Origin of the sequence: Bradyrhizobium hereditatis (assembly GCF_020329435.1) — a bacterium.
GTDB lineage: Bacteria > Pseudomonadota > Alphaproteobacteria > Rhizobiales > Xanthobacteraceae > Bradyrhizobium > Bradyrhizobium hereditatis.
In genome coordinates this window covers 39,225-64,663 of record NZ_JAGKJK010000018.1, presented here as the reverse complement: position 1 = coordinate 64,663, position 25,439 = coordinate 39,225, and the positions used below count along the sequence as shown (strand labels likewise).

Sequence of the window (25,439 nt, the reverse complement as noted above, 5' to 3'; positions counted from 1 at the left end):
AGCCCCACAACGTGCAGCGGGCGAGGCACTTCTCAAGATCCTAGCCGATCCCGAACGCACTCACGCCGCGGCAGACGACGTCGCTGTGATCGTTGCCCATCCCGACGACGAAACTATCGGCTGCGGGGCTCAGCTTCACCGACTTGATAACGTGACCGTGGTCGTCGCGACAGACGGGGCTCCGCGTGACGGTGCAGATGCCAGGGCGCACGGCTATGCCAGCCCGGCCGCTTATGCGGCAGCCCGCGAGCGCGAGCTTTGCAACGCGCTGGTTCTGGCGAATCTGCCGGCAAACAGGATCGTCGAACTTGGCTTTTCCGATCAGACCACCGCGTTTCGCCTCGCCGATCTCGCGCGCGCCATCCATGTTCTTGTTGCGGCACGCGACATCAAGGTCGTTCTCTCGCACGCATTCGAAGGAGGACACCCGGACCACGACGCCACGGCATTCGCGGTGCACGCGATCGCCGCATTAAGACGTCGCCATGGACAGGCGCTCGATGTGATCGAGATGCCGTTCTATCACCGGGAAGACCACGGCTGGACAACGCAACGCTTTTCGCGGCATCCGAGGCAGCCCGCCATCGCGGTCCGGCTGAATGCCGCGGAACGAGACTGGAAGCGCCGCATGATTGCGGCGCACGCTACACAGCGCGGGACCCTGTCGGCCTTTGATGCCGACGTTGAACGCTTCCGATTGGCACCTGCCTACGATTTCCATGCGCTACCCAACCGGGGAAAGCTGCTTTACGAGCAGTACAATTGGGGGCTCACCGGCGAATCCTGGCTCACGCTATCCCGTTCCGCGCTGAGCGAACTTGGCCTGGAAGAGGAACGATGGTTCTAACGGTGCTCAATGTCGCATATCCGTTTGCCCCGGTGGGGCCCAATTCGGTGGGGGGTGCGGAGCAAGTGGTTCATCAGCTCGATAAGGCCTTGGTCGATTCAGGTCATCGTTCGATCCTGATCGCGTGCGAAGGGTCAGAGCCGGCCGGCATTCACATTTCGGTTCCTCGTGCATCGGGCGATTTGCACCAAGCCGAGGTCGAGGCTGCGCAGCACCGACACCGCCACGCCGTCGCACTCGCTCTTGCGCGCTGGCCGGTCGACGTTGTCCATCTGCATGGTATCGATTTTCATGCTTACCTGCCGCGAGACGGTCCTCCTGTGCTCGTGACGCTACATCTCCCGATCGATTGGTATCCCGCGGAAGCTCTCAGCCCGCATCGACCGAATGTGTGGTTCAACTGTGTCTCGCGATCCCAGCATGCAGCCTCGGCGCCCGATCCGCACATGCTGGCGCCCATCGAGAATGGAGTCGCGGACTATTTCTTCGGCGCCAGCGCCGCAAAGCGCAATTTTGCTTTGATGCTCGCGCGCATATGCCCGGAAAAGGGCGTTCATCTTGCCATCGACGCCGCCAAGCGGGCAGCCATGCCGCTTATAATCTGCGGCGAGGTTTTTCCGTATGCGACGCATCGACAGTACTTCGAAACGACCGTCAAACCGGCACTGGATCAGCTGCGTCGTTTCATCGGGCCGGTCGGCCTCGCGCGCAAGCGCCGCCTGCTCGCGATGGCCAGATGCGTCCTCATACCCTCTCTCGCACCCGAGACAAGCTCTCTGGTCGCGCGCGAGGCGCTTGCCTGCGGCACGCCGGTGATCGCATCCGCCCGCGGCGCGCTTGCAGAAACCATCGAACATGGCCGAACCGGCTTTCTCGTTCGCGACGAAGTCGAGATGGCCAAGGCCATGATGGACGCGTCCGCGCTTGACGGCGAGGTTTGCCGTTGTTCGGCACGCCAGCGATATTCTCTGGGGCGCACGAACAAGAGCTATCTGTCGGTCTATGAAACGCTCAGCCGAATGGCGATCTCAGGTGCAGCATGACGTCGCCGTTCACATGTCGCATGATCACGGAAGTATCCGAACTTGCGGCGCTCGCGCCGGACTGGTGGGAGTTATGGCGGCAATCGCCGATCGCGACGCCGTTCCAGTCGCCAGCGTGGTTACTGCCTTGGTGCAACAATCTTTCGGACGGCAACGCTTGCGCTCTCGCGATTTACTTCGATCGGCGGCTAGTCGGCCTTGCACCGTTCTGCTGCGAACGCCGCTCACGCGGCCGATTTGCTCGGCTGATGGGATTTCCCGTGACCGATTATCACGATTTTCTGATCGCCCCCAAGCTTGAGGAGCCAATATTGGCGCTGCTGAGCTCACGTCTCGCTGACGCCGGCTTCTGGGACATCCTGGAACTCACGGAGCTGCAGCCCGACGCACACGCGCTCCGGATGGCAGTACCGTCCGGCTGCGACGTGACCAGCGCGTGCGCCAGTGCATGTCCCGTCCTGCACTTGCCAGGCACGCCTGACGAATTGCAATGGATATTGCCGCCAAGAAAGCGCCGCGCACTTCGCACCGCCCACAATCGCGCTGAGCGGCGTGGCCGACTGCAGGTAAAGGCAGCCGATCGCAGCTCCGTCTCCGACATGTTCGAGTTACTTGTTTCGCTTCACCGGCATCGTTGGAACTCGCGTGCCGAGTCGGGTGTTCTTGCCGATCCCCGTGTGCAGCAGTTTCACCGCCATGCATTGCCGGCCCTGATGTCCGCCAACCTGCTGCGCCTCTATCTCCTCGAGATCGACGGCCAACCCGCAGCAGCTTACTACGGCTTCATGCACCGCAATCAGGCCTATGGGTATCTCACGGGGTTCGAGCCAGCCTACGCCTTCGAGTCTCCCAGCGTGATCCTCCTCGGATATGTTTTCGCGGAGTCGATTTGCGAAGGCGCTCACAAATTCCATTTCCTTCGCGGCCGAGAGCCGTACAAATATGGATGGGGCGCACATGATTGCTGGAACGAATGCCGCGTGGTTCACCGCATCAGCGTCAACAGCCATGACGTCGCACAACAAGCCTGATGATCCGATCGCCGGACGGCTGCTCGAGTCTGCCCTTCGCGGCGCGTACGGCCGCACGCCTGAAAACGTGGCGCTGGCGCAGTTGTTAATGGCCGCCTCTTGTGCGGAGGAAGCCAATCGGGCGCTCAATGCGGCGATCAACCATGTCCGCTTCGATCCGCATGAGCGCGACAAGGCCGTAAAGCGGCTCCAGCGCATGCGCACGCTCTGGGATCAGACGCCCGAGGCATTTGCAAGCATAAAAGCCGTCATGCACTCGCTCGACCACCCCAGCGCTCGCGATCTGCATCCGTCACCGGAAGCTTGGGCCAGGATATTTGACGACGCTGTCGGCGTCTCACGCGAGGCAAGCGTCGCGCTCTATTGCCTTGGCCGCGCAGATCTGTTGCGCGCTGCGACCGACGAAATTGTAGAGCGCATCCGCGCCTGGAATTTGCTTAGGGACGATGTCTGCGTGCTCGATGTCGGTTGCGGCAGCGGACGCGTCGTCGAGGCGCTGGCCCGCCACGTCAGAACGGCAATTGGCATCGATGTCTCGATGCACATGCTTCAGGCTGCGCGCGAGTGTTGCGCCGCTTGCCCCAATGCCGTTTTCGTTCGCACCTCCGGACAAGACCTGTCGGTATTCCGGGACACGTCCGTCGACCTGATTTGCGCTGTCGATGTCTTTCCTTATTTCGTGATGTCCGACCTCGCGCAGCGCCACATCGGCGAGATGGCGCGCGTGTTGCGCCGAAACGGTCACCTGCTCATCCTGAACTATGCCTACAGCAATGATCCGACAGCGAGCGAAAACGAACTGCGGCGTTTCGCGCAGGAAGCGGGACTGTACGTGCGGCACAGCGCGATGGGGAAATTCTCCCTGTGGGACGGCACGTGCTTCCTGCTGCAGAAAACAACCCAGCAGGAACGTTCGACATGATCCAGAGTCGGCCCGCAATCGCGGCGCGAAGGGAGAAGTGAGATGGCCCGCGCCCTTGTGCTCGTACTTGATTCTGTGGGTATTGGCGCCGCTCCGGACGCAGCCCGTTACGGCGACGAGGGCGCAGACACCATAGGTCACATCGCCGAGGTCTGTGCGCGTGGCCAGGGCGATCGCGCATCCCTCCGCGCAGGTCCGCTTCGGCTACCGAACCTGGTCGAACTCGGCCTCGGAGAGGCGTGTCGACTGTCGACTGGCCGCGTGCCGCCCGGACTGCAGAGCGATGCGCAGCCAATCGGGCGGTATGGCTGCGCCGCAGAAATCTCAAAGGGGAAGGACACGCCGTCGGGTCACTGGGAACTGGCAGGCGTGCCAGTGCTCTTTGATTGGGGCTATTTCCCCCGCGAAGTTCCGTGCTTTCCGCCGAAACTCGTTTCGGCATTGTGCCAGCAGGCCAACCTTCCCGGAATTCTCGGCAACTGCCACGCCTCAGGTACCGAAATAATTGCCGAGTTGGGCGAGGAGCACATTACGTCGGGCAAGCCGATTTGTTACACGTCCGCCGACAGCGTCTTTCAGATTGCCGCGCATGAGGACGCCTTTGGACTAGAGCGGCTCTACGAGATCTGCGCCGTCGCACGGTCGCTCGTCGATCCACTTCGGATCGGGCGGGTCATTGCTCGACCGTTCGTGGGCTCGTCGACAGAGGGTTTCGTCCGCACCGGGAACCGGCGCGACTACTCCGTTCCACCGCCCAGCCCGACGATCCTCGATCGTGCGACGCAGGCCGGCCGCTGCGTTCTTAGCATCGGGAAGATCGGCGACATATTTGCGCACAGCGGCACCGGACGCGTGCTCAAGGCCAACGGCAACGCCGCATTGTTTGACCGGACGATGGAGGGAATCTCCGTCCTGCCCGACGGCGGACTCTTGTTCGCAAATTTCATTGATTTCGATACGCTCCATGGCCATCGCCGTGATCCGGCCGGATACGCTGCCGCGCTGGAGGCTTTCGACGCGCGCGTCCCGGAGATCCTCCGGATGATGCGCGAGGACGATCTCCTTGTCATCACCGCAGATCATGGCTGCGATCCGACCTGGCAAGGCACCGATCACACGCGTGAGCAGGTTCCCGTGCTGCTGTTTGGACCATCGCTATCAGCCGGACCAATCGGCCGCCGTGAGACCTTCGCCGATGTTGCTGCGGCGGTAGACGAACATCTGTCGCTCGCGTCGGCATCGGCGGGAATCGGGCGCGATATGCTGCGCAGTCGAGCGCCTGCACTCTGATGAGGTCTCGACGCGACAGAACGTGGTGGTGGGACCGCACTCAGTCCTCCTCTACCATTTGACGAAGCTATCGACCTCACGAATTCAGGAACAAACAAATTTACTCCGCGTTCGACGGACGTGACCGTTCGCAAAAAGCCAATGTCGGCTTGCCGACAGAGCGTGATCGAACACAGGACCAGAGCATTTCCCTCGATGGCGATATTCGGGTGCGCCGAGGTTAGCAGCAGCGGTTTCGGGAGAGACAATGTCAAAGCGGATTTTGATCACAGGGGGTGCGGGCTTCATCGGCTCACACGTAACCGACCTTCTGCTTTCGTCCGGCTACTCGCTACGGATTCTGGATGCGCTCGCCTCGCAAGTTCACCAAGACAGCACGCCGCCAAGCTATCTCGATAAGGAAGCAGAACTCATTGTCGGCGATATCAGAAACAGAGGCGAGGTCGATCGGGCCCTTGCTGGCGTGGATGCCGTCATTCATCTCGCCGCCGCTGTCGGTGTCGGTCAGAGCATGTACGAGATTGCCTCATACACAAGCACCAACGATCTCGGCACCGCCGTGCTTCTCGAAGCGCTTGCCTCCCGGCCGGTCGAGAAGCTTGTTTGCGCCTCTTCGATGAGCATCTACGGCGAGGGTCTCGCCAGGCGCAACGACGGAACGACTGTCGCGCCGCAGCAGCGTTCCATCGAACAACTCCGTCGCGGTATCTGGGACGTGCTGGACAGCGATGGCACGCCGCTGACGCCGCTGCCAACTCCCGAAAGCAAGCAGCCCTCGCTGAGCTCGATCTATGCGCTCGGCAAGTACAATCAGGAGCGCCAGTGCCTGATCATCGGTAGTGCCTATAGCATCCCGACCGTGGCGCTGCGCTTCTTCAATGTCTATGGGCCGCGGCAGTCGCTGTCGAACCCGTACACCGGAGTGCTCTCGATCTTTGCGTCGCGGCTGCTCAACAACCGCCCGCCCCTGATATTCGAGGACGGCAACCAATGCCGGGATTTTGTCCATGTGCAGGACGTCGCTCAGGCATGCAAGCTGGCGCTGGAATGTCGCGACGGCGCTGACGACGTTTACAACATCGGCTCGGGCGAGTGCCGAACCATCAGCTCCGTCGCCAGCGATCTGGCCCGCGTTACGGGGCGCCAGCGCATTACTCCGCAGGTGACCGGCAAATATCGCGCGGGCGATATCCGCCATTGCTTTGCCCACATCGGCAAGGCCCGCAGTCGGCTCGGCTACGTTCCGAAAGTCGAATTCGAGGACGGGCTTGGCCGGCTCGCGCAATGGCTCGCGGATCAAGCGGCCGTCGATTCGGTTGAGGCGGCTACGCGCGAGCTGGAGGATCGAGGGCTCGTCGCATGACCTTTGCAAGTCCAAACATCAAGAATAGTTCCGAACGCATCCTGGTAACCGGCGGCTGCGGATTTCTCGGCTGCAACATCGCTGCTAAACTAGCCACACGTGGGCGCAGTGTCGTGGCCATGGACAACCTGTCGCGACGGGGGTCCGAAGAGAACGCGGAATGGCTGCGGCAGCGCTACGGTAACCGTGTTGCGATCGAGATCGCCGATACGCGTGATGCAGACGCCGTCGACGCATTGGTTTCGGCGAATACCGCCGTCATGCACCTCGCTGCTCAGGTGGCGGTCACCACCAGCCTCGAGGACCCGATCTCGGATTTCGAGATCAACGGGCATGGCACCCTCAACGTCCTGCAGGCGATACGTCGGCGCAATCCGCGTGCTCCTATCGTTTTCGCATCGACCAACAAGGTCTACGGCAGGTTGTTCGATCCATCCGAGGTTCGTCGCGTCGACTGCCGTTATGTGCCCGACGATCCGCGGTTCACCCATGGGGTGGCAGAGGACACCCCGCTCGATCTCTACAGTCCCTATGGATGTTCGAAGGGCGTTGCGGATCAATATGTCCGGGATTACTCGCGCGTCTTCGCCTTGCGCTCGGTCGTGCTGCGGATGAGTTGCGTGTACGGTCCGCGCCAGTTTGGAAACGAAGACCAGGGCTGGATCGCACACTTCCTGCTCGAGGCCATTCGGCGCCGGCCGATCACGATATACGGGGATGGATACCAGGTTCGGGATGCGCTGTTTGTCGATGACGCGGTCAATGCCTGGATCGCAGCGCTCGACAACATCAACAGCATTTCCGGCCGGATCTTCAATCTGGGCGGCGGTCCTTCCAACGCGATCAGCCTGCGCGACTTGCTCCAACTCATTAGCGAATTACGCGGCGATCAGCCGGATGTCCGCTACGCTGCCTGGCGTCCCGGTGACCAACCCTGGTACGTCTCAGACATTCGCGCGGTGTCGCAGGCGGTCGAGTGGGAGCCACGAGTTTCGGTGCGGCAGGGTCTGCGGCTCATCGAGCGCTGGCTGGACAACCATGTGAGCGCCGGCGGCGCCTTGGCCTCTGAACTGCTGGAGGCCCGGGTATGACGGCCGCAGTTTTCCGCATGCCGCACGGGACTTTCGCTGAGTTGAGGCCATGAATCCACCGTGTCGAAGGCTGCGCATCCTGATGACGACCGACGCCGTCGGCGGCGTTTGGGTCTATGCCTCGACGCTTGCGCGCGCGCTCTGTCAAATGGGAATGGAAGTCTCGCTTGTGACGCTGGGCCCCGCGCCACGCGGCGATCAACTCCAGTCCATCGCCGGCACTCCTGGCCTAACCGTTGAAATCACCGATCTCTCGCTCGAATGGCTTGATCCCGAGGGTCGGGATTTCCATCGCGCCGCCGACCGGCTGGCCGCGATCGAAAATCGCGTGAAGCCGGACATCGTGCATCTCAACAGCTATCGCGAGGCGATCAGCACCTGGCGTGCCCCTGTCCTCGTTGTCGCCCATTCCTGTGTACGCTCCTGGTGGCTTGCCTGTCGCGGCGAGGAGCCGACCGAGTCGCGCTGGCTCGCCTACATGGCGAACGTTCATGCCGGACTGTCCGCCGCAGATCGGTGGATTGCACCGACACATAGCTTTCTCGACAAGATAACCGAACTCTACCAGCCGGAAAGCGCCGGCCTCGTCATCCATAACGGAGTGGAGGAGCCCGCTTCCCGCACAAGCAAGCAGCCATTCATCCTCGCTGCCGGCCGACAATGGGACGAGGCCAAGAACCTGTCGATACTGGCCGATATCTCGCCGTGCCTGGCCTGGCCGGTTCGGACCAATGGACCTCTGGGCATTGGCCGCGACGATCGGCATGCGGAACGCTCACCCGAGTTGTCGCATGCCGCGTTGCTCGGAACAATGCGATGCGCCTCGGTGCTGGCCTCGCCTGCCGTGTACGAGCCATTCGGGCTTACCGTGCTCGAGGCAGCGACGGCGGGTTGCGCACTCGTCCTGTCGGACATTCCGACATTTCGCGAGCTTTGGGATGGAGCGGCGCTGTTTGTGGAGCCACGCGACAGGGACGAGTGGCAGGCGGTGCTCGCCTGCCTGACGCACAACGACGCCTTGCGACATGACCTGCAGAAACGCGCAGCGCTGAAGGCGCGCCGTTACCGGCTGAAGGCCACGGCCGCTGCGTACGCCGGCCTATATCGCGAGCTCGCAGGCAGCGCCCGCGCTGCGGTGCCGAGGCCTCACCAAGTGCCGGCCGAGGTGCAACCATGAAATTCGTGATGTTCTATCATTCGTTCGTGTCGTGCTGGAATCACGGCAATGCGCATTTCCTGCGCGGCGTCGCACGCGAGCTTCTCCGACTCGGACACCGGGTCACGATCTACGAGCCGCGCGACGGCTGGAGCCGGCTGAACGCGCTACGCGACGGCGGTGAAGAGTATTTGCGGGAATCGGCACGACTTGTGCCAGGTGTAGACCTCCGGACGTATGATCTAGCGACATTGCAACTTGATCAGGCGCTCGACCAGGCCGATGTCGTTGTCGTGCACGAATGGAATGATCCCTCTCTGATCGAGAGGCTCGGTACCAGACGCCGCAACGGCGATCGTTTTCTTCTGCTGTTCCATGACACGCATCACCGGGCGGTGACGGCAGCAAGCCAGATCGGCAATTTTCAGCTTGGCGACTACGATGCAATTCTCGCCTTCGGCGAGGTACTGCAGCAGCTTTACCAGCGTCTAGGTTGGGGCCGCAGGGCTTTCACCTGGCATGAGGCCGCGGACGTCGCGCTGTTTCGCCCGCAACCGCACGCGGCAAAGGATATCGATCTGATATGGATCGGCAACTGGGGCGACGATGAGCGCGATCGGGAATTGCAGGAGTTCCTCGTCCAGCCGGCCATGGAAACCGGACTTAGAACGCAAGTGTTTGGCGTGCGCTATCCCGACGAGGTGCGTGAACAGTTGCGGACCGCGGGCATCGAATTCCGCGGCTGGCTTTGCAACCATCGCGCACCGGACGCATTTGCCCGCGCGCGCGTGACCATTCATGTGCCCCGCCGCCCCTACGTCGAGACGCTGCCCGGCATTCCCACCATACGGGTATTTGAGGCTCTCGCCTGTGGGATTCCGCTGGTCAGCGCGCCATGGAATGACTCGGAGGGGCTATTTCCTCCAGAAAGCTTCGTCACGGTGAACAACGGTAAAGCGGCGAGTGCAGCCCTCCGGGCGCTGGTGCAGGACGAAGATTTTGCCGCCGAGACGGCAAGTAGGGCCCTGGCGGCGATCCACGCGCGCCACACATGCGCTCATCGTGCGCAGGAACTGCTTCGCATCGTCAGAAGCCTAGGCGGCAAACGCGATCCGGCGCGTGCCGACAGCGGCCGCGTAACTGAACAAATGGCCTCATCATGAAGATCGCTTTTTTCGGATCGAGTCTGGTGTCGTCGTACTGGAACGGTGCTGCGACCTACTATCGGGGCCTGCTCAAGGCGCTCGCCACGCTTGGCCAGGAGATCACTTTCTATGAACCCGATGCGTTCGAGCGCCAACAGCATCGCGACATTTCAGATCCGGATTGGGCGCGCGTGGTGGTCTATCCAGCGACCGAGGACGGTTGGCGCCGCGCGCTGCAGGAAGCAGCGCATCAAGCCGATTTGATTGCCAAGGCGAGTGGGGTCGGCGTTTTCGACGAGGAGCTTGATTTGGCGGTAGCCGAACTCGCTCGCACCGGATTGATGACCGTCTACTGGGATGTCGACGCTCCGGCGACGCTGGAGAGCATGAGTACTGATCCCTTCCATCATCTGCACCGGACGATTCCGCGATATGACCTGGTCCTCACCTATGGTGGAGGCGACCAGGTGGTTGAGCGCTACCGCCGCTTCGACGCGCGCCAATGCGTCCCCATCTACAATGCGGCGGATCCCCAGACCCATCATCCCGCTCCGCGCCGGAACGACTACGCATGCGACCTCAGCTTCCTCGGCAACCGGCTTCCGGACCGTGAGGCCAGAGTCGACGAATTCTTGCTTGCTCCCGCGCAAATGCTTCCCGGCCGCAAATTCCTGCTTGGCGGCGCCGGCTGGGACGATAAACCCGTGCCGGCAAACGTCACCATCGCAGGCCACGTCGGCAGTGGCGATCACAACGCCTTCTTCTGCTCAGGCTTGGCCACGCTCAACATCAACCGCGACAGCATGGCGAAGATCGGATTTTCCCCACCGACGCGCATCTTTGAAGCGGCAGCCGCCGGCGCATGCATCATCACCGATGCCTGGGATGGCATCGACGATTTCCTCGAACCCGGAACGGAGATTCTCGTCGCCGGCAACAGCAGGGATGTCGTCGAACTCCTCGAAGGTTTGCGGCCTGAACAGGCGAAACGCATCGGTGAGGCCGCACGCCGGCGCATCCTTGATCAGCATACTTACACCCGGCGGGCCCAGCAGGTGATGAAAGTCTTGAACCGCGCAATCAGCAGCAGAGAGGCAGCGGAATGAACCTCGATATCGTGATGTTCGGACTTTCCATTACTTCCTCCTGGGGTAATGGTCATGCCACGACCTATCGCGCACTGATCAAGGCACTCGCCGCACGAGGCCACCGCATCACCTTCCTCGAGCGTGATGTGCCATGGTATCGCGACCACCGGGATCTGACGAGCTCGCCGCATTGCAAGATCAGGCTCTACGACTCGTTGGGCGAGGTATCGCGACAGTACAGCTCGATAGTGGCCACCGCTGACGTCGTCGTGCTTGGCTCATTCGTTCCCGACGGCGCCGTTCTGGGTGACTGGATCACCAGCATCGCTCGTGGCGTCACCGCCTTCTACGATATCGATACTCCCGTGACGCTGAGCCAACTGGCGACCAATGGCTCGGAATATATCAGCCCCTCGCTCATTCCCCGTTTCGACCTTTACCTCTCGTTCACCGGTGGCCCGATCCTGCAACTGATAAAGGGAATGTACGGCAGTCCGCGAGCGCGCGCGCTCTATTGCGCCGTAGACGTAGACGTTCACAAGCGACTCAGAGCCCCGACGCAGTGGACGCTGGGTTACATCGGCACCTACAGCGAGGACCGGCAGCCGCTGCTCGAGGAACTTCTCCTGGAACCCGCCCGGCGACTGCCAAAGCACGACTTCGTCGTGGTGGGAGCGCAATATCCCAGCAGACTGACCTGGCCGGAAAACGTCCAACACATCGAGCATCTACCGCCGGGTTCCCACTCGAAATTCTACTGCAGTCTCCGCTACACATTGAATTTGACGCGGCGTCACATGGCGGCGGCTGGATATTCGCCGAGCGTTCGGCTGTTCGAAGCAGCAGCATGCGGCGTTCCGGTCATCAGCGATTGCTGGTCCGGCATTGAAGAATTCTTTGTCCCTGAAAAGGAGATCCTTCTCGCCAGTTGCGCCGGCGATGTCGTGAGTATCCTTTCCGGAACCGGCGAACTGCAGCACCGCAAGCTTGCGGCCGCGGCGCGCGAGCGGGTGCTCAAGAACCACACGGCTGAAATTCGCGCAGCCGAATTTGAAGGATATCTCAAGGAGGTGATCAGCCAGCCTGCAAACGCACCGTCCGTCGAAGCGGTATAGACGGCCGATTCCGGCAAGTTCCAGCACGGCTGAAATTATCGGATATCAGCACTTTGACCTATTCGGGGGAAGTCACGCTGGATCAGGAACAGTCGAGCGCAATAATTGTTTGTACCTTGTAGCCATAACGGTAAGCTGAGCGATTTCGCGAAATTGGTTTGCCGCGTGCATGGCCTCGCGTTGCAAACAAGTGAAAGGACGCACAATGGGCTTCGCCTCGAAGCTGAACACGCTGGTGACAGGCGGCGCCGGCTTCATCGGCTCGCACCTGTGCGACCGGCTCATTCAGCAAGGTCACCGCGTATACTGCGTCGACAACTTCCTGACCGGAACGTTATCGAACATTCGGCCGCTGCTCAACCATCCAAATTTCGAGTTCATCGAGCACGACGTTCGCGATCCCCTCGAGATCGCCGGACGAATCGATCGCATCTATAATCTGGCGTGCCCTGCCTCCCCACGTCACTATCAGCGCGATCCGCTCGGGACACTACACACGTGCGTCCTTGGCGCAGGCCATGTGATCGAATTTGCCAAGGAAAAGCGCGCGCGAGCACTCCAGGCATCGACTAGCGAGGTATATGGTGACCCGGATGTTCATCCGCAGCCCGAGACTTATCTGGGCAACGTCAACCCGGTCGGTCCGCGCGCCTGCTACGATGAAGGCAAGCGCGCTGCGGAAACCATCTTTTTCGATTGCCATCGCATTCATCGCATACCGATCAAGATCGCACGCATCTTCAATACCTACGGTCCTCGCATGTTGGAGAACGACGGCCGCATCATTTCGAATTTCATTGTTCAAGCGCTCAAGGGCACCCCCATCACAATCTATGGCGACGGCTCCCAGACTCGTTCGTTCTGCTACATTGACGATCTATTGACCGGTCTGCAGCTTCTAATGGAAAGCCCGCCCGAGATCACCGGCCCATTCAATCTCGGCAATCCTGAGGAGCAGACGGTCAGGCGAATTGCCGATCTCATCGTCGAGCAAACGGGATCAAAGTCCACAGTCGAGTACCATCCGCTGCCTCAGGACGATCCCAAGCGTCGTCGCCCCGTCATTTCGCGCGCGCACGATGTGCTGGGCTGGAGTCCCAGAGTCCCCCTCGACGAGGGCCTGCGTGCAACCATCAACTATTTCTCGCTGAGACTCTTCACCGATGAACGGCAGCGACGGCGGCCCGGCAGCGGCGCGCTTGCCGCAGCCAAATCCGGACCACGGACAAGCCCGGCATCGCGGGCTGGCCTCGTGCGGTGACGACACATAGCCTAAGTGCAGGAAATCAACCGCATCAACTGCACTGCAGGAATTATTCTGCTTACATAAGGCCAACGCAATGCGCGCAGGCTCTTGGCTGGCGATCCTGCTCATCGCAGGCACGATCGGCGCGATAGCCGCCGTCTCGATTCTCACTGAGCCACGCCCCGCATTTTCGGCCAGTTCGGATGCGACATTGAACGAAAGTGGTGATGCCGCCAGGGGGCGACTGATCTTTGCAGCCGGCGACTGCGCCTCCTGCCATGCATCGCCAGGACAATCGGATCGGCTTCGTCTGGGCGGTGGTTTGGCGCTGGCGTCGGCTTATGGCGTATTTCGCGTACCGAACATATCAATGGATCCTGTCGATGGGATCGGCGCCTGGCGGACGGTCGATCTCGCCAATGCCCTGCTGAGCGGCGTCTCTCCGGACGGATATCACTACTACCCGGCGTTCCCCTATGCGAGTTATGCAAAGATGCGGATCAGCGATATCCGCGATCTGATGGCTTATCTGCGGACGCTTCCCGCCGTTTCAGGCAAGCCACCTCCCCACGTTCTTGCTGTGCCGTTTCGTATTCGGCGGCTGCTCGGCCTCTGGAAACTACTGTTCTTCGACCGAACGCCGATCGTGCATGATCCTGAGCGAAGTGCCGCATGGAATCGCGGCCGATATCTCGTCGAAGCCTTGGCGCATTGCGCCGAATGTCATTCGTCCCGAAATGCATTCGGCGCTATCAAGCCTGAGACCCGCTTCGCGGGTGGCCCGGATCCGGAAGGTGTCGGCTATATCCCCAACATAACGCAGGGACGGATCGGTGACTGGACCGCAGCCGATATCGCGGAAGTGCTCAAATCCGGTAGCACACCGAATTTCGGCCGAATAGGATCTTCCATGACGGGTGTTGTGACCAATACCGCGATGCTGCCTCACGGCGACCTGGAAGCTATTGCGACCTATATCAAGTCGCTGCCTTCGCGCCCAACGCCAAGACCATAGGGTCCTCATCGCGAGTACAGATACGCCACGACGTCACGGGCTTCGGCGTCCGAAATTCCGGTCGCAGGCATCGCCGATCGTGGCGACAGTGCTTGCGGCGCGACAATCCATCGCACCAGGTTATCCGGGGAATTAAGTGCGACGCCGCCGACATAGACGCGGTGCTTGATGCCGGACAGCGCCCCGCCAACTTGGCCGTCGGCGCCGGGGATGCCCGGAATGGTGTGGCAGCCTGCGCAACCGTAACGCCTGAGGATGGGCGGCGCCCGCGCGGGATCGCCACCGACCAACGCGCGGGCAAGCACCTCAGATTGCTGCTGCCGATTCCAGATCGCTCCAGCTACCGTGGCGGAAGCAACCAGGAGCCCAGCAGCTCCGCAGGCTTTCCATCGATGGCTAGATGGCGCGAACGGCATCGCCACGTCTTCCTGTCTCGCTTGAGCGCCTGATCCAGAGGGCGATCAGAACAAGCGCGGCAGCGGCATAGATTGTCGCCGCTGGTACCCACATGATGAGGCCGGCAAGTTGTTGGTCCTCCAGCGGAGTAAGATCCCAGGCCGCGGCCATCGCGGGCTGAGGCTGATAAAGCACCCTGGGCGCAAGTACCATCAGCGCGCCCAGGATGGTCGTATGGAGCATAGTGACGAATAGATGCCAGGCCGCCAAGCCGGCGTTACTTCGCCAAAGGACTGACCACCAGAACAAGACGGCGGTCAGCAGAAAGCTCAGATGCTGTAGGCGATGGATCGGCGTGCTGGTGACCGCGGCATCGAACAGGATCGGAGCATGCCAAGCCCATATCGCGATGCCATGGACCAGCGTCGCATTGCGGCCGGTAGTCAACCATGCCCATGTGAGACTTAACCCAGGTCTCTTCAGGAGGCGGCCAGCCGCCGCCCGAAGATCGCGCGGCAGCGACCACAAGAGTGTTCCGATTGGCCGCGCCATCACCAGCAGCGGTGCAGAAACGGCCATAAGAATCTCGTGCTCGATCATGTGAAAGCAAAGGAGGCGCTCGCCGAGCCAATGCAACGGCGATACCAGCGCGGCGGCGACCGTAAGCCAGCCTCCCAGGAAACTCAGTGACCGCCATTCTCGAAGGCCCCGGCCAATCGTGGCGCGCCGCCACACGACCGCGCTCCCAACTGCGTATGACACGCCGAGAACCAACAAAGGGATGATAATCCAGGGATCGAACGTCCAACTTGGGTCATTGCTATGCGTCTCCGCACCATGCGCCAACAGGCGGTCTGTCGACAAAGCTAGCATCAACATGGCGAGGACTATCGTTGGCATCCGCTGAGCACCAGTGAAGCTGCACCCTGCATCAAGAGAGCAAAGGCAAAGAGCAACGCCGATAGCGCGCTCAATGATCCGACGAAACTCAGCTCCGTCGGCGGCGGTTCTGAAAGGAACACGCGCTGCGCCGCGCGCCACGATACTGCCGCCACCACGCAATTGGCGACCGCGCCCGCAAATGACGCGATTGCAGAATATGCGGTACGATGTTGGCAATCGAGATAAACCAGGATTCGCCCGAGTTGGGTATTGATGATCCAAATCGCCGGCGCAACTGAAAGACCCGCGCAAACCTCGAGAGCAAGACGATTTCTGTTGGAGATCATAGGCGCGGAATCCAATAGATGCAGCCATAAATCGGAAGCCAGGTGACGACGACAAAGTTCCAATACATCGCGTTGTCTTGCACATCGCCAAAGCGGCGCGAATTGTCTCCCTTTCTTGTGAACATGAGCGCTGTCAATACAAGCGTGTCGACCAGGTCGGTTATGAGGTGAGCCGTATGCAGGCCTAGCAGCGCCCATAGGATTGAGCCGTACGCGTTGCTGTCCCAGTTGACGTTAAGCGCTGGAAATTCGAAAGCCCGCACGCCAAGCGGCACTGTTCCAAGAACGGACATCAGAACCATGCCGATTCTTACCTTTCGCAACTCTTCTCGCTCAGCCCATCGCGAGATCAAATAGTTGGGTACGACGCTGAAGAGGAGGATCAGCGTCACCAACGTTCCAGGCAGCAGGTTGGGCTTTGCCGCATTGATCGGCCAAACCGCGGCGAGATTCATCAAATAGAGATACACGGCAATCACCAGCGCAAAGCCGGTCGCCTCGATCAACATGAATGCCAGGGTCCCCCACCAGGTTACACTGGCGCTACCAAAGCCATGGATGGGTAGTCCGGAAAAATCGGCGACAACGCGCGTCTTCATCACTCATCCTCGAGCGTTGCCTTGGGCCAAAACCAGCCGATCAATGCGACTGCAACTGGAACGGATCCCCAGACGACCGCCCACGGCGTGAAGATCGACCCGATCAGCATCACGGTGGTCGCGACTGCAGCCCAGAATGGCCAGATCGAATTTCCCGGTGAGGCCTCCCGGCACCTGGGGGTTTGCTGCTGCCACCGTGCTGACGATCAACTCGCGTCGGTCCGTGCGCAGCCCGCTTGCGACCATAAGGCAGGCCGGTTGATCCCAAAGCGGATTTAATCCATTGACGACCGGAATTTGCGCAAAGTTGTAACTTGGCGGCGGTGATGCTGTCGCCCATTCCAGCGTGGGTGCGTCCCACGGATTTTCGGCTGCTGATACTCCGGCGCGCACCGAACGGATCGCATCAACGAAGAACACGAAAAATCCCGCAACAAGAACGAGTGAGCTGATGCTCACAAACATGTTGAGTCCATACCAGGGCATATCGGGCTGGTATGTGTAGATCCGACGCGGCATACCGGCGAGTCCCAAGATGTGCATCGGAAAGAACGTCAGGTTGAATCCAACAAAAATCAGCCAGAACGCCCACTTGCCCAAGGTTTCGCTCATCATGCGACCGGTGATCTTCGGAAACCAGTAGTAGATGCCGCCTAGCAGCGGGAATACCGCACCACCAATCAGCACGTAATGGAAATGAGCGACGACGAAGTAGGTGTCGTGCACCTGGGTATCAAAAGGCACGGAGGCTGCCATGACGCCGGTTAGTCCGCCGATCACAAATGTCACAATAAATCCGATCACGAACAGCAACGGCGTCCTGAACAGGGGTGCGCCATCCCAAAGCGTCGCCAGCCAGCAGAAGACCTGGATTCCGGCAGGAATCGCGATGGCCATGCTGGACGCCGTGAAGAAGCTTTCGCTGAGCCTCGGCAATCCCGTCGCGAACATGTGGTGAACCCACAAGCCGAAGGCCAGCATGCCCGTCGCGATCAGCGCCATCACCATGGCCAGATAACCGAACACTGGACGGCGCGCGAAGGTCTCGACGATGGACGAGACCATTCCGACGGCAGGAAGAAAGATGATGTAGACCTCGGGATGGCCGAAAAACCAAAACAGATGCTGCCAGAGCAGCACATCGCCGCCCTCCGCCGGATTGAAGAAATGAGTGCCCACCAATCGATCCAGGATCAGGCTCGTGCTTAAAAAAACAATCGCTGGCATGGCCATGATGACAACAAATGAGGTCACGAGCATCGACCACACGAACAGCGGAATGCGGTCGAGCGACATGCCGGGCGCACGCTGCTTGAGCACGGTGACCACAATCTCTACTGCCACCGCCAGCGCCGCGATCTCGGTAAACGTGATCATTTGCGCCCAAATGTCGGCGCGTTTTCCGGCGCCGTATTGCGGACCGGATAGCGGCACATAGGCGAACCAGCCGACGTCAGGCGCCATGTCGAGCGCGAATGCGATCCAAAGCAGCGCTCCACCGGCCAGAAAGATCCAGTACGAAAAGGCATTCAGTCGCGGAAACGCAATGTTGCGCGTCCCCACCATCAGCGGAACCAGATATACGCCCATGGCTTCCATCACAGGCACGGCGAACAGAAACATCATGTTCGCGCCATGCATCGTGAAGATCTGGTTGTAACGATCCGGGCTCAGCACTCTCGCTTCCGGCTGCGCCAGTTGCAGGCGCATGAGAAGAGCGAGCACGCCGCCGAGCGCAAGAAAAACAAATGATGTAATGATGTAACGGCGAGCGATGATTTTGTGGTCGACGGTTGTCAGAAACCCCATAGACCAACCGGCGTTCTCCACGTTTCTGCCAGCACCGCCGTTAGAGCTGGTACTGCCAGCTCGCTGTCGCCAGTGTCCGGCTTCACCTCGCTCATTTGAGGCTCGCCAAGTAAGCCGACACGGACCGGAGTTCATCCGCGCTCAGCGGTACCATCGGCATGTTGTTCCCGGGCTTGAGCGTCTGCGGATCGGCGATCCACGCCGCAAGTGAGCCGCGCGTCGTTTCAAGAAGGCCGGCGGCAATGTACTTCCGCCCGCCGACATGCGTGAGGTCGGGGCCGGTCGTGCCGGTTGCCGATGTGCCGCGGATCGCATGGCAAGCGGCGCAAGGCCGCGACAGAAACACCTGCTGGCCGGCGATAACATCGGCATCGGAAGGATCCGTCGCACTCTGCTGCTGCGAATTCACCCAGCGTTCAAAGGCAGCCGGCTCTTCGGCGATCACAAGGAACGCCATGTGCGCGTGCTGCAAACCGCAGAATTCGGCGCATTGTCCACGATACACACCTGGGCGCTCGGCCCGGATCGTGAGTGTGTTTGGCCGACCGGGGATCAAATCCTGCTTGCCTGCAAGGTTGGGTACCCAAAAAGAGTGAATGACGTCAGCGCCTTCAAGCTGAAGCCGCACGTTCTGCCCGACGGGAATGTGAATTTCGTTCGCTGTCTGAAGACGCCGCTCCGGCGGGCTAAGATACTCTACGCTCCACCACCATTGCTGGCCTCGCACCTTGATCGTGAGATCATCATGGCTTGCAAGGCTCAGTGCCCGAGTCGTGAAGAAGCTGGCCGTCGTGAATACGGTGACGATGACGACGGTGACAGCTGTCGCCGCTATGACGGCCCTCGTCATTCGGCGCTCGGTTTGGGGATCGAGATCGGCAGGTCGGCCGCGCTCTTCGCGCCCCCGCCATAACGCACGGATCAGCACGGCCATCACCATTGCCCATACTACTGAGCAAACGGCAACGAACAGAAAGATCAATTGCTTGATGCTGATTGCCGCGGCGCCTTGAACATCGATCGCGGATTGCCATCCCGTGCATCCGGCAAGCATCAGGACCGCTGTCAGCGCCAGCACCCCGTCCAGCTCCCCTCCTCACGGCCTCGGCCCCTGATCCGAATGAAGCGGTCGAGGTCCCTCATCGAACAGCAGAGCGGCCGGGCCGCGGTTTTCGGCAGGCCGGACGTGCTTGTCGTCGTTGCGGCCGGGCGCGGCTGTCTTTACCGAATATGCGCCGATGGTCTGCACGTAACCTGCAAGCTGCCAGATTTGCTCGGTCGTCATCTTGTCCCGGAATGCGGGCATGCCATGCGGACGGCCATCACGGATGGACGCGACGATCGACACGATCTCCGGTCCATAATTCCACCAGCCGTCGAGAAAGGCGGGCCCTGCTCCGCCCTGCCCATCGGCGTGACACGCTTTGCAGCCAAACCAGGAATACAACCGCTTGCCTTGACTGAGGTTATAGGCATTCGTCTCGTAGGGCCGACCGAGCGCAAAGAATACTTCCGGCGGCGCGCCGCTGATCCCGTTCGGCATCAGCGCGATCTCGTCGAGCGCCGCTGCAACCGGCGGATCAAGCCGGAGTTGCCGCTCTTCTCTTTGACATCCGGCCATGGCGACTGCGATGCAAAGAGACACCTGTAGTATCCGCATATGCCCAATCATTGACGCGGGAAGACGTGACTCGGACAAGATTGGGATGGCAAATAGGTTCCAATGCGCGCATCGCCGCCTTACCCCGATGGACGCCACCTCCCCCTACAAGGCACAGGGCAGATCAAGTCGATTTCTGGAACGATCGTGATGGCGCTTAGAACCGATCAATCGGAATCGCGCCATGAATCAATGTCTTGCGCATGACGGGCAGGTCGCTCCGGTTTCCTACCAGCTTACGACCAGTCCTGCGCTCGCAGCAAAGATTGCAGCCACGGTCACCCAACTTACGACGTTTAGCCAGAATGAGTTTACCTTGTCTCCCATGATCCGGCGGTTATTCGTCATCAGGACGATGAGCAGCAGAAGCGGAGGGGTGGAGAAGCCCTGAACGATGCCGGAATACACCAGCGCCCACATCGGATTGATGCCCAATCCGTTGAGCAGGACGGCGAGTGCCGCGGGCGCGGTTACAGGCTGAAGACACGAGCTGGGCCCGCGATTGCAGCCAACGCTTGCGCTTGGTGACGGGAGCTGGTCTGCCAGCGGGGAGCTTACATCCGCGGTTGTTTTCGAGGCTGCTTCTTAACTGCGGAGCCCGTTGTCCCACCTTTCATGCCGCCACTCGGGTTCTGCTGCGTCGTCGGTAGGCCCGCCGCCACCTCCTCCGTTGCCCGCTCCACCAGCACCACCGCTTCCGGCTGCACCGCCCGCAGACTAAGTCTTCCCCGATGATAGGCTCCTAAGTGATCTCGCGGACAACGTCCGAGACTACCGTCAACGCGATTCTGCCGCTCGCCGGCGTACCGCGGGCCAGAGACTCGGCAAGATGCGCAACCTGCTTCAATGTCGCTTTTGGCGGCATCGGTGGCTCGTGCGGATCAACTATGGCTTCCACCAATACCGGGCCGCGCGTGTTCATCGCCTGACGCAGCACTGCCCCGCAGCGGGTCGGATCGTCAACACTGAGACCGGTCAGGCCGAACCCGCGCGCTACCGCGGCAAAATCGATTGGCTGCAGGTCGCAAACGTATTCAGGGTTGCCCAGGAACACCATCTGCTCCCATTTGATCTGCCCCAATGAATTGTTCTTGATGACCACGATCTTGATATCCAAGCCGTACTTCACGCACGTGGCGAGTTCACCCATCAGCATGGTGAGGCCGCCATCGCCCACGAAGGCCACCACCTGCCTGCCGGGATGGGCCACTGCAGCGGCAATGGCGTAGGGCAAGCCGCAAGCCATGGTCGCCAGGTTGCCGGAACATGAGAACATCATGTTGCCGCGCATCACCAAATGCCGGGCGATCCAGGTGGTGATGGTTCCTGAGTCCGTTGCGACGATCGCATCATCGGCAATTAGCTTGTTGAGCTCGTGCGCAACCACCTCGGGCTTCATCGGCTTGTCACTGCGGGTGCCCCTTTCGATCATCAAGTCATTCCACTCCTTCATCCCTGCCTGGGTTTGCTCCAGGAACGAGCGGTCGTCGCGGTAATCAAGCCGCCGAAGAAGCGCCTGGAGCGCCTTCGCGGTATCGCCGACTAATCCGGCCTCGACGGGATAGCGCAAACCGATCCGCTTGGGATCGACATCGATTTGCACCGCCCGGGCCTGTCCCGGCTTTGGGTAGAACTCGATGTAGGGGAAGCTGCTTCCCGCGATCAAAAGCGTATCGCAATTCTCAAGCGCCTCCTGTGCGGGCTTCGTACCAAGAAGGCCAATGCCCCCTGCGGAATACGGACTGTCGTCAGGGATGGCGCCCTTGCCCAGCAGCGGTTTGACGACCGGCGCCGCGAGGCGCTCCGCCACCGCGAGGACTTCATTGCGCGCATCGAGCGCGCCGCGACCCGCAAGAATTGCGGTCTTCTTTCCGGCATTGAGGATCGCTGAGGCCCTGGCGAGTTGGTCGTCGCTCGCGACCTGTGCGGAGCGAGCCATCAGTTCCGAAACGTGATTAGGCACGTTGCGCTCGGATCTCTTACCGGCGCTCGCAGGCTGCGATTGGATATCGACGGGCACGGTGACGTGCGACACGCCGTGATAGGCCAGAGCCGTGCGACAGGCCAGTTCCATCACATTCTGAACGTGATGGGGCCCCATCACACGGGAATTGTAGACACAAACGTCCATGAAGAGCTTGTCGAGTTCCACATCCTGCTGCGTGAATGTGTGCAGCAGGTCGTGAAACTGCAGGCCGGTGATGGCGAGCACGGGCTGACCATCGAGCTTGGCGTCGTAGAGACCATTGAGGAGATGAATGCCGCCCGGGCCCGAGGTTGCAAGGCATACGCCAAGCCGGCCGGTCCACTTCGCATAAGCGCAAGCATTGAAAGCTGCGGCTTCTTCGTGACGTACCTGGATGAATTTGATCCGATCCTGACGAGTGCGCAATGCCTCGATAATGCCATTGATGCCGTCGCCGGGAATGCCGAAGACAGTATCAACACCCCAGTCGAGCAACGTCTCGACCAGAACATCTGATGCAGTTGGAGATGCCATCGGATTCGTCCGATACTGTGGTTGAGTTATCGCCCGATCGAAGAACACGCTGCGTCACCGCCGGTTCCTATTCGAATGGCGAACAGCTCGATGGAGTGATGATGAGGATGTCGGTTTTGCCGAATGCATCGAGTGCCTGGGCGACACAGGCCGGTGTGGCGACGTTCCGGTCGCTTGGGGCCAACGGACCTACGAATCCGGCAAATACGGCACGACACGCAAATTGCGGAACCGGACAGCAGAGCCTTCGTGATGATTTTGCAAACCGATGTACCCGCAAGGCTGGCGCGACGCGTGTTCAAGTCGGGAGACTTCTTCGCCGTTCAACCTGACGGAGATGGTCGGTCCCCTTACGGAGATCTCAAACTCATTCCATTGACCGGCTGGTAGCGACGCCCTCCGCACGGCAGGTGCCAATTGATAGATTGCTCCTGTCACATGCAGCGCGCTGCCGGTGACATTGGTTACCGGATCAAGTCCCCGGTCGTCGATCTGGATTTCGTATCCGCGTTCGATTGCCGGCTGGGGACTGTCGGTAAGCGGTGGCGCGCGGACGAAGACTCCGGAATTGTCCTCGGCGCGAGTGATCCGCCATTCGACCAGCAGCAAGAAATCTTGGAAGGTTCGGTCGGCATACCAGAAGAGGCCTGGCCCGCCATAGCTCTCAATAGTGCCTTCCGAGCACAGGCGAAACCCGCCGGGACCCGCCATGCGCCAAGGGGTCAAATCCAACAACAAATGCAGCGCGCCGGTCACCTCAGGTGTGTCCCTCCCCGGTCACCATACGAACCGTTCGCGCACAATCCCACGATCGTGCCCGACGGCGCGAGCAATGTCGCACGCCTTGTGGCACACTCAGCGTTCCTTTCGGCCCCGCTGCGGGTCCTTGCCCGCAGCCTGTCTGCCGCCCTGAACGTTTGCGGAACGTGTGGTGCGACGACCGCCGCGATTCCCCCCGTGCGTGCCGAGTGAACTCTTCTTCTTCGCAAGCGAAGTCTTGCTCTTGCCCATGGCCTCTCCTTCTCCAGTACAGCGCCAACCGATCGATTTAGTTCCAAGGCGTTCCCAAGGCGGCCACTCAAAAAGTGCACCGCAGCAGTTTCGCCCAGAAACAACCTCGCCAAAGCGCGACGAACGTGATCGAACTCAAACGAAGCCGCAGCAAGATCAACGAACTTTATCGATGTCCCGTCGCTCATAACCGTCTGGTTGCAGGTTCGAGTTCTGCCGGGCTCACCAGCCAAATCAGTGGTTTACCGAGTCTGGTTCGTGATCGCCGGACCAGAAACGTCCCACATTCTGGCATCGACGTGCTGCCATCTCTTGCTTCTGCGTAATAACCACGCGCTCCACTGCGTAGTAATCTGGCAGGCGCCCCCGACGCCCGCGCGGCGGCGCGCCAACTGGCCGATAGGCAGAGCAACTATTCAATTCATTGGAGCCTGCGCCTATGCCCAAAAATCCCTTCACCGATGTCTGGCAGTTCCTGACCGCGACCACCGGCGACTATCTTCAACTCGGAAACTGGCGCTTTCTGATCCTGGCGCTGTTCTGGGCGCTGCTGCTCGTCGGCATTGCAGTGGCCTTCCAGAATTGGCGGGAGGATTCGGCGCAACGTAGCGGGCGACATCTTGGAATCTGGCTGGTCCGGGTCCTGATCGGCTGCATGTGGTTCGAAGGCATGTTGTGGAAGCTGCCGCTCCCCGTGTCCGGCGGCCTGCAATACTGGACCGAACAGGAAACCACCCGCGCAGCGTTCGAGTTTCACGGCACCTTCGTGAAGGATATCGTGTTGCCCAACATGAATTTCTTTGGACCAATTGTTTTTCTTGCCGAACTCGTGTTTGCCGCGTCGATGATCCTCGGGCTTGCGGTAAGGTTCGTAGGCGTGCTGGCCATCGCCTATACGTTGCAACTCTGGCTCGGCATCTATCGGCCAGGCGATCCGGCCGAGTGGCCGTGGTCGTACATGTTCCTGGCCATGCTGATGTTCCTGTTTGTGCTGGAGGGTGCCGGCCGCAGCCTCGGCTTTGATGCCTGGCTGCGCCGCAAAGTGCCCGCCGTGCGCGACGGGAAGGGACTTGTTGGCTGGTTCTTCAAGATCGCCGGCTAGTCGTTATCGCTTTGCGTGGGAGACGAACAGATGATGGCACTGGCCCGCGCGGTGATGCTTCTCGTGAGCATGGGCGTAAGCTGCGGACACGCCGCTGACATCCGCTATCTGGCTCCGCCAGGAGTTCCTGCAAAGGAGTTTCCTTCGCCTCAGCGCGCAGTTGCGCAAATCGTCAGCCCAAGCCGTTCCTCAGAGGAGCACCGCGATTCACTGAATGAGGCCGGTGAGATCGCCCGCCTTCTTGAACTAAAGCCAGGCATGACAGTCGGCGACATTGGTGCTGGCGCCGGCTACCATACGGTCCGTCTCTCTCGTCTCGTCGGTCCTACCGGCTCGGTCATCGCCCAGGACGTCACGCGAAGTTACCTCACCGCGCTCGCCAGGCGAACGCAACGCCTTAAGCTGACAAATGTCAGATTCGCGCTGGGCAAACCGCACGACCCGCGCCTTCCCGCTGCCTCGCTCGACGCTGCCATCCTCGTGCACATGTATCACGAAATAGCCCAGCCCTATGCCTTCCTCTACAATCTAGCGCCCGCCCTGAAGCCGGGCGCGCGGGTCGGAATTGTCGACCTCGAGCGTCCGGCGTCGGAGCATGGCACACCAATCGAACTGTTGCGTTGCGAACTGAGCGCCGTTGGCTATCGCGAGATCGCCACTCATCAGCTCGCAGGCGATGGCGGATACCTGGCGGTGTTTTCGCCTCCGGAGCCAGGGAATCGAAAAGCACCCCGGGACATCGTTGCTTGTCGGGGTACCGGCATTCGCTGAACTAGCCACG

The 25,439-nt window shown here is 60.7% G+C and carries 24 protein-coding genes and 2 pseudogenes; 16 read left to right on the top strand and 10 right to left on the bottom strand.

What is annotated here, in order from left to right:
- Positions 1-85 precede the first annotated feature (85 nt).
- From J6524_RS31030 to J6524_RS30965, 14 genes and pseudogenes are all read left to right on the top strand, one after another.
- On the top strand, positions 86-847 hold the full coding sequence (locus tag J6524_RS31030; protein ID WP_225677698.1) for a PIG-L deacetylase family protein: 762 nt from the start codon (positions 86-88) through the stop codon (positions 845-847).
- Positions 838-1,173, top strand: a pseudogene (locus J6524_RS31025) (glycosyltransferase); the annotation flags it as partial. The gene J6524_RS31030 and the pseudogene J6524_RS31025, both read left to right, overlap by 10 nt.
- Positions 1,174-1,293: 120 nt before the next feature.
- Positions 1,294-1,890: a glycosyltransferase gene (locus tag J6524_RS31020; protein ID WP_225677736.1), complete on the top strand. Its 597-nt coding sequence runs from the start codon at positions 1,294-1,296 to the stop codon at positions 1,888-1,890.
- 311 nt (positions 1,891-2,201) lie between these two features.
- A complete protein-coding gene (locus J6524_RS31015) occupies positions 2,202-2,921 on the top strand; it encodes a GNAT family N-acetyltransferase (protein WP_225677697.1) in 720 nt (239 codons plus the stop codon).
- Positions 2,899-3,843: a class I SAM-dependent methyltransferase gene (locus J6524_RS31010; protein ID WP_225677696.1), complete on the top strand. Its 945-nt coding sequence runs from the start codon at positions 2,899-2,901 to the stop codon at positions 3,841-3,843. The genes J6524_RS31015 and J6524_RS31010 overlap by 23 nt, the downstream gene beginning before the upstream one ends.
- 42 nt (positions 3,844-3,885) lie before the next feature.
- Positions 3,886-5,133 (top strand): phosphopentomutase, encoded by a 1,248-nt coding sequence (locus tag J6524_RS31005; RefSeq protein WP_225677695.1) that lies wholly within the window; start codon positions 3,886-3,888, stop codon positions 5,131-5,133.
- Between the two features lie 247 nt (positions 5,134-5,380).
- A complete protein-coding gene (locus tag J6524_RS31000; RefSeq protein WP_225677694.1) occupies positions 5,381-6,496 on the top strand; it encodes an NAD-dependent epimerase/dehydratase family protein in 1,116 nt (371 codons plus the stop codon).
- Positions 6,493-7,587 (top strand): NAD-dependent epimerase/dehydratase family protein, encoded by a 1,095-nt coding sequence (locus tag J6524_RS30995; RefSeq protein WP_225677693.1) that lies wholly within the window; start codon positions 6,493-6,495, stop codon positions 7,585-7,587. Before J6524_RS31000 ends, J6524_RS30995 begins: the two co-directional genes overlap by 4 nt.
- 49 nt (positions 7,588-7,636) lie before the next feature.
- Entirely contained in the window at positions 7,637-8,764 is a 1,128-nt protein-coding gene (locus J6524_RS30990; RefSeq protein ID WP_225677692.1) for a glycosyltransferase family 4 protein, read from the top strand.
- Positions 8,761-9,906: a CgeB family protein gene (locus J6524_RS30985; RefSeq protein ID WP_225677691.1), complete on the top strand. Its 1,146-nt coding sequence runs from the start codon at positions 8,761-8,763 to the stop codon at positions 9,904-9,906. Before J6524_RS30990 ends, J6524_RS30985 begins: the two co-directional genes overlap by 4 nt.
- Positions 9,903-10,994 carry a CgeB family protein gene (locus J6524_RS30980; protein WP_225677690.1) on the top strand — a complete coding sequence of 364 codons (1,092 nt, stop codon included), beginning with the start codon at positions 9,903-9,905 and terminating at the stop codon, positions 10,992-10,994. The genes J6524_RS30985 and J6524_RS30980 overlap by 4 nt, the downstream gene beginning before the upstream one ends.
- Positions 10,991-12,091 carry a CgeB family protein gene (locus J6524_RS30975; protein WP_225677689.1) on the top strand — a complete coding sequence of 367 codons (1,101 nt, stop codon included), beginning with the start codon at positions 10,991-10,993 and terminating at the stop codon, positions 12,089-12,091. The genes J6524_RS30980 and J6524_RS30975 overlap by 4 nt, the downstream gene beginning before the upstream one ends.
- A 205-nt stretch (positions 12,092-12,296) precedes the next feature.
- On the top strand, positions 12,297-13,352 hold the full coding sequence (locus J6524_RS30970; protein WP_225677688.1) for a UDP-glucuronic acid decarboxylase family protein: 1,056 nt from the start codon (positions 12,297-12,299) through the stop codon (positions 13,350-13,352).
- 79 nt (positions 13,353-13,431) lie between these two features.
- Entirely contained in the window at positions 13,432-14,352 is a 921-nt protein-coding gene (locus J6524_RS30965) for a c-type cytochrome (RefSeq protein ID WP_225677687.1), read from the top strand.
- 5 nt (positions 14,353-14,357) lie between these two features.
- Here J6524_RS30965 and J6524_RS30960 read toward each other — a convergent pair whose 3' ends face one another.
- The 10 genes and pseudogenes from J6524_RS30960 to J6524_RS30920 form a co-directional block, all read right to left on the bottom strand.
- Positions 14,358-14,768, bottom strand: coding sequence for a c-type cytochrome (locus J6524_RS30960; protein WP_225677686.1), 411 nt, complete (start codon positions 14,766-14,768; stop codon positions 14,358-14,360).
- Positions 14,749-15,648, bottom strand: coding sequence for a cytochrome c oxidase assembly protein (locus tag J6524_RS30955; RefSeq protein ID WP_376712102.1), 900 nt, complete (start codon positions 15,646-15,648; stop codon positions 14,749-14,751). The genes J6524_RS30960 and J6524_RS30955 overlap by 20 nt, the downstream gene beginning before the upstream one ends.
- Positions 15,636-15,977, bottom strand: a complete 342-nt coding sequence (locus tag J6524_RS30950) for a hypothetical protein (protein ID WP_225677684.1) — start codon at positions 15,975-15,977, stop codon at positions 15,636-15,638. The genes J6524_RS30955 and J6524_RS30950 overlap by 13 nt, the downstream gene beginning before the upstream one ends.
- Positions 15,974-16,576: a cytochrome c oxidase subunit 3 gene (locus J6524_RS30945; protein WP_225677683.1), complete on the bottom strand. Its 603-nt coding sequence runs from the start codon at positions 16,574-16,576 to the stop codon at positions 15,974-15,976. Before J6524_RS30945 ends, J6524_RS30950 begins: the two co-directional genes overlap by 4 nt.
- A pseudogene (ctaD, locus tag J6524_RS30940) lies at positions 16,576-18,480 on the bottom strand (cytochrome c oxidase subunit I). The gene J6524_RS30945 and the pseudogene ctaD overlap by 1 nt, the downstream one beginning before the upstream one ends.
- Positions 18,477-19,439: a cytochrome c oxidase subunit II gene (gene coxB / locus J6524_RS30935; RefSeq protein WP_225677735.1), complete on the bottom strand. Its 963-nt coding sequence runs from the start codon at positions 19,437-19,439 to the stop codon at positions 18,477-18,479. The pseudogene ctaD and the gene coxB overlap by 4 nt, the downstream one beginning before the upstream one ends.
- A gap of 42 nt (positions 19,440-19,481) precedes the next feature.
- Positions 19,482-20,045, bottom strand: a complete 564-nt coding sequence (locus tag J6524_RS30930) for a c-type cytochrome (protein ID WP_225677682.1) — start codon at positions 20,043-20,045, stop codon at positions 19,482-19,484.
- A gap of 228 nt (positions 20,046-20,273) precedes the next feature.
- The gene (locus J6524_RS38280; protein ID WP_512699576.1) at positions 20,274-20,492 is read right to left on the bottom strand and encodes a divalent metal cation transporter; all 219 of its coding nucleotides are present in this window, start codon (positions 20,490-20,492) and stop codon (positions 20,274-20,276) included.
- Positions 20,493-20,787: 295 nt separating this feature from the next.
- Entirely contained in the window at positions 20,788-22,545 is a 1,758-nt protein-coding gene (locus tag J6524_RS30925) for a thiamine pyrophosphate-dependent enzyme (protein WP_249789700.1), read from the bottom strand.
- Between the two features lie 189 nt (positions 22,546-22,734).
- Positions 22,735-23,301, bottom strand: a complete 567-nt coding sequence (locus J6524_RS30920; protein ID WP_225677680.1) for a 3-keto-disaccharide hydrolase — start codon at positions 23,299-23,301, stop codon at positions 22,735-22,737.
- A gap of 694 nt (positions 23,302-23,995) precedes the next feature.
- Here J6524_RS30920 and J6524_RS30915 point away from each other — a divergent pair.
- Positions 23,996-24,658 (top strand): DoxX family protein, encoded by a 663-nt coding sequence (locus J6524_RS30915; protein WP_225677679.1) that lies wholly within the window; start codon positions 23,996-23,998, stop codon positions 24,656-24,658.
- Between the two features lie 30 nt (positions 24,659-24,688).
- Complete coding sequence (locus J6524_RS30910; RefSeq protein WP_225677678.1) at positions 24,689-25,429, top strand: class I SAM-dependent methyltransferase; 741 nt, start codon at positions 24,689-24,691, stop codon at positions 25,427-25,429.
- Positions 25,430-25,439: the final 10 nt, after the last annotated feature.

Excerpts from the sequence above, each read along its gene's own strand:
- J6524_RS30955 (WP_376712102.1), bottom strand. The coding sequence starts at position 15,648 with ATGCCAACGATAGTCCTCGCCATGTTGATGCTAGCTTTGTCGACAGAC.
- J6524_RS30925 (WP_249789700.1), bottom strand. The coding sequence starts at position 22,545 with ATGGCATCTCCAACTGCATCAGATGTTCTGGTCGAGACGTTGCTCGAC.
- J6524_RS30950 (WP_225677684.1), bottom strand. The coding sequence starts at position 15,977 with ATGATCTCCAACAGAAATCGTCTTGCTCTCGAGGTTTGCGCGGGTCTT.
- J6524_RS30990 (WP_225677692.1), top strand. The coding sequence starts at position 7,637 with ATGAATCCACCGTGTCGAAGGCTGCGCATCCTGATGACGACCGACGCC.
- J6524_RS30975 (WP_225677689.1), top strand. The coding sequence starts at position 10,991 with ATGAACCTCGATATCGTGATGTTCGGACTTTCCATTACTTCCTCCTGG.
- J6524_RS31000 (WP_225677694.1), top strand. The coding sequence starts at position 5,381 with ATGTCAAAGCGGATTTTGATCACAGGGGGTGCGGGCTTCATCGGCTCA.
- J6524_RS30985 (WP_225677691.1), top strand. The coding sequence starts at position 8,761 with ATGAAATTCGTGATGTTCTATCATTCGTTCGTGTCGTGCTGGAATCAC.
- J6524_RS30910 (WP_225677678.1), top strand. The coding sequence starts at position 24,689 with ATGATGGCACTGGCCCGCGCGGTGATGCTTCTCGTGAGCATGGGCGTA.
- J6524_RS30980 (WP_225677690.1), top strand. The coding sequence starts at position 9,903 with ATGAAGATCGCTTTTTTCGGATCGAGTCTGGTGTCGTCGTACTGGAAC.
- J6524_RS30915 (WP_225677679.1), top strand. The coding sequence starts at position 23,996 with ATGCCCAAAAATCCCTTCACCGATGTCTGGCAGTTCCTGACCGCGACC.
- coxB (WP_225677735.1), bottom strand. The coding sequence starts at position 19,439 with ATGCTTGCCGGATGCACGGGATGGCAATCCGCGATCGATGTTCAAGGC.
- J6524_RS30930 (WP_225677682.1), bottom strand. The coding sequence starts at position 20,045 with ATGCGGATACTACAGGTGTCTCTTTGCATCGCAGTCGCCATGGCCGGA.
- J6524_RS31010 (WP_225677696.1), top strand. The coding sequence starts at position 2,899 with ATGACGTCGCACAACAAGCCTGATGATCCGATCGCCGGACGGCTGCTC.
- J6524_RS31005 (WP_225677695.1), top strand. The coding sequence starts at position 3,886 with ATGGCCCGCGCCCTTGTGCTCGTACTTGATTCTGTGGGTATTGGCGCC.
- J6524_RS30970 (WP_225677688.1), top strand. The coding sequence starts at position 12,297 with ATGGGCTTCGCCTCGAAGCTGAACACGCTGGTGACAGGCGGCGCCGGC.
- J6524_RS31020 (WP_225677736.1), top strand. The coding sequence starts at position 1,294 with ATGCTGGCGCCCATCGAGAATGGAGTCGCGGACTATTTCTTCGGCGCC.
- J6524_RS30960 (WP_225677686.1), bottom strand. The coding sequence starts at position 14,768 with ATGCCGTTCGCGCCATCTAGCCATCGATGGAAAGCCTGCGGAGCTGCT.
- J6524_RS30995 (WP_225677693.1), top strand. The coding sequence starts at position 6,493 with ATGACCTTTGCAAGTCCAAACATCAAGAATAGTTCCGAACGCATCCTG.
- J6524_RS30965 (WP_225677687.1), top strand. The coding sequence starts at position 13,432 with ATGCGCGCAGGCTCTTGGCTGGCGATCCTGCTCATCGCAGGCACGATC.
- J6524_RS30945 (WP_225677683.1), bottom strand. The coding sequence starts at position 16,576 with ATGAAGACGCGCGTTGTCGCCGATTTTTCCGGACTACCCATCCATGGC.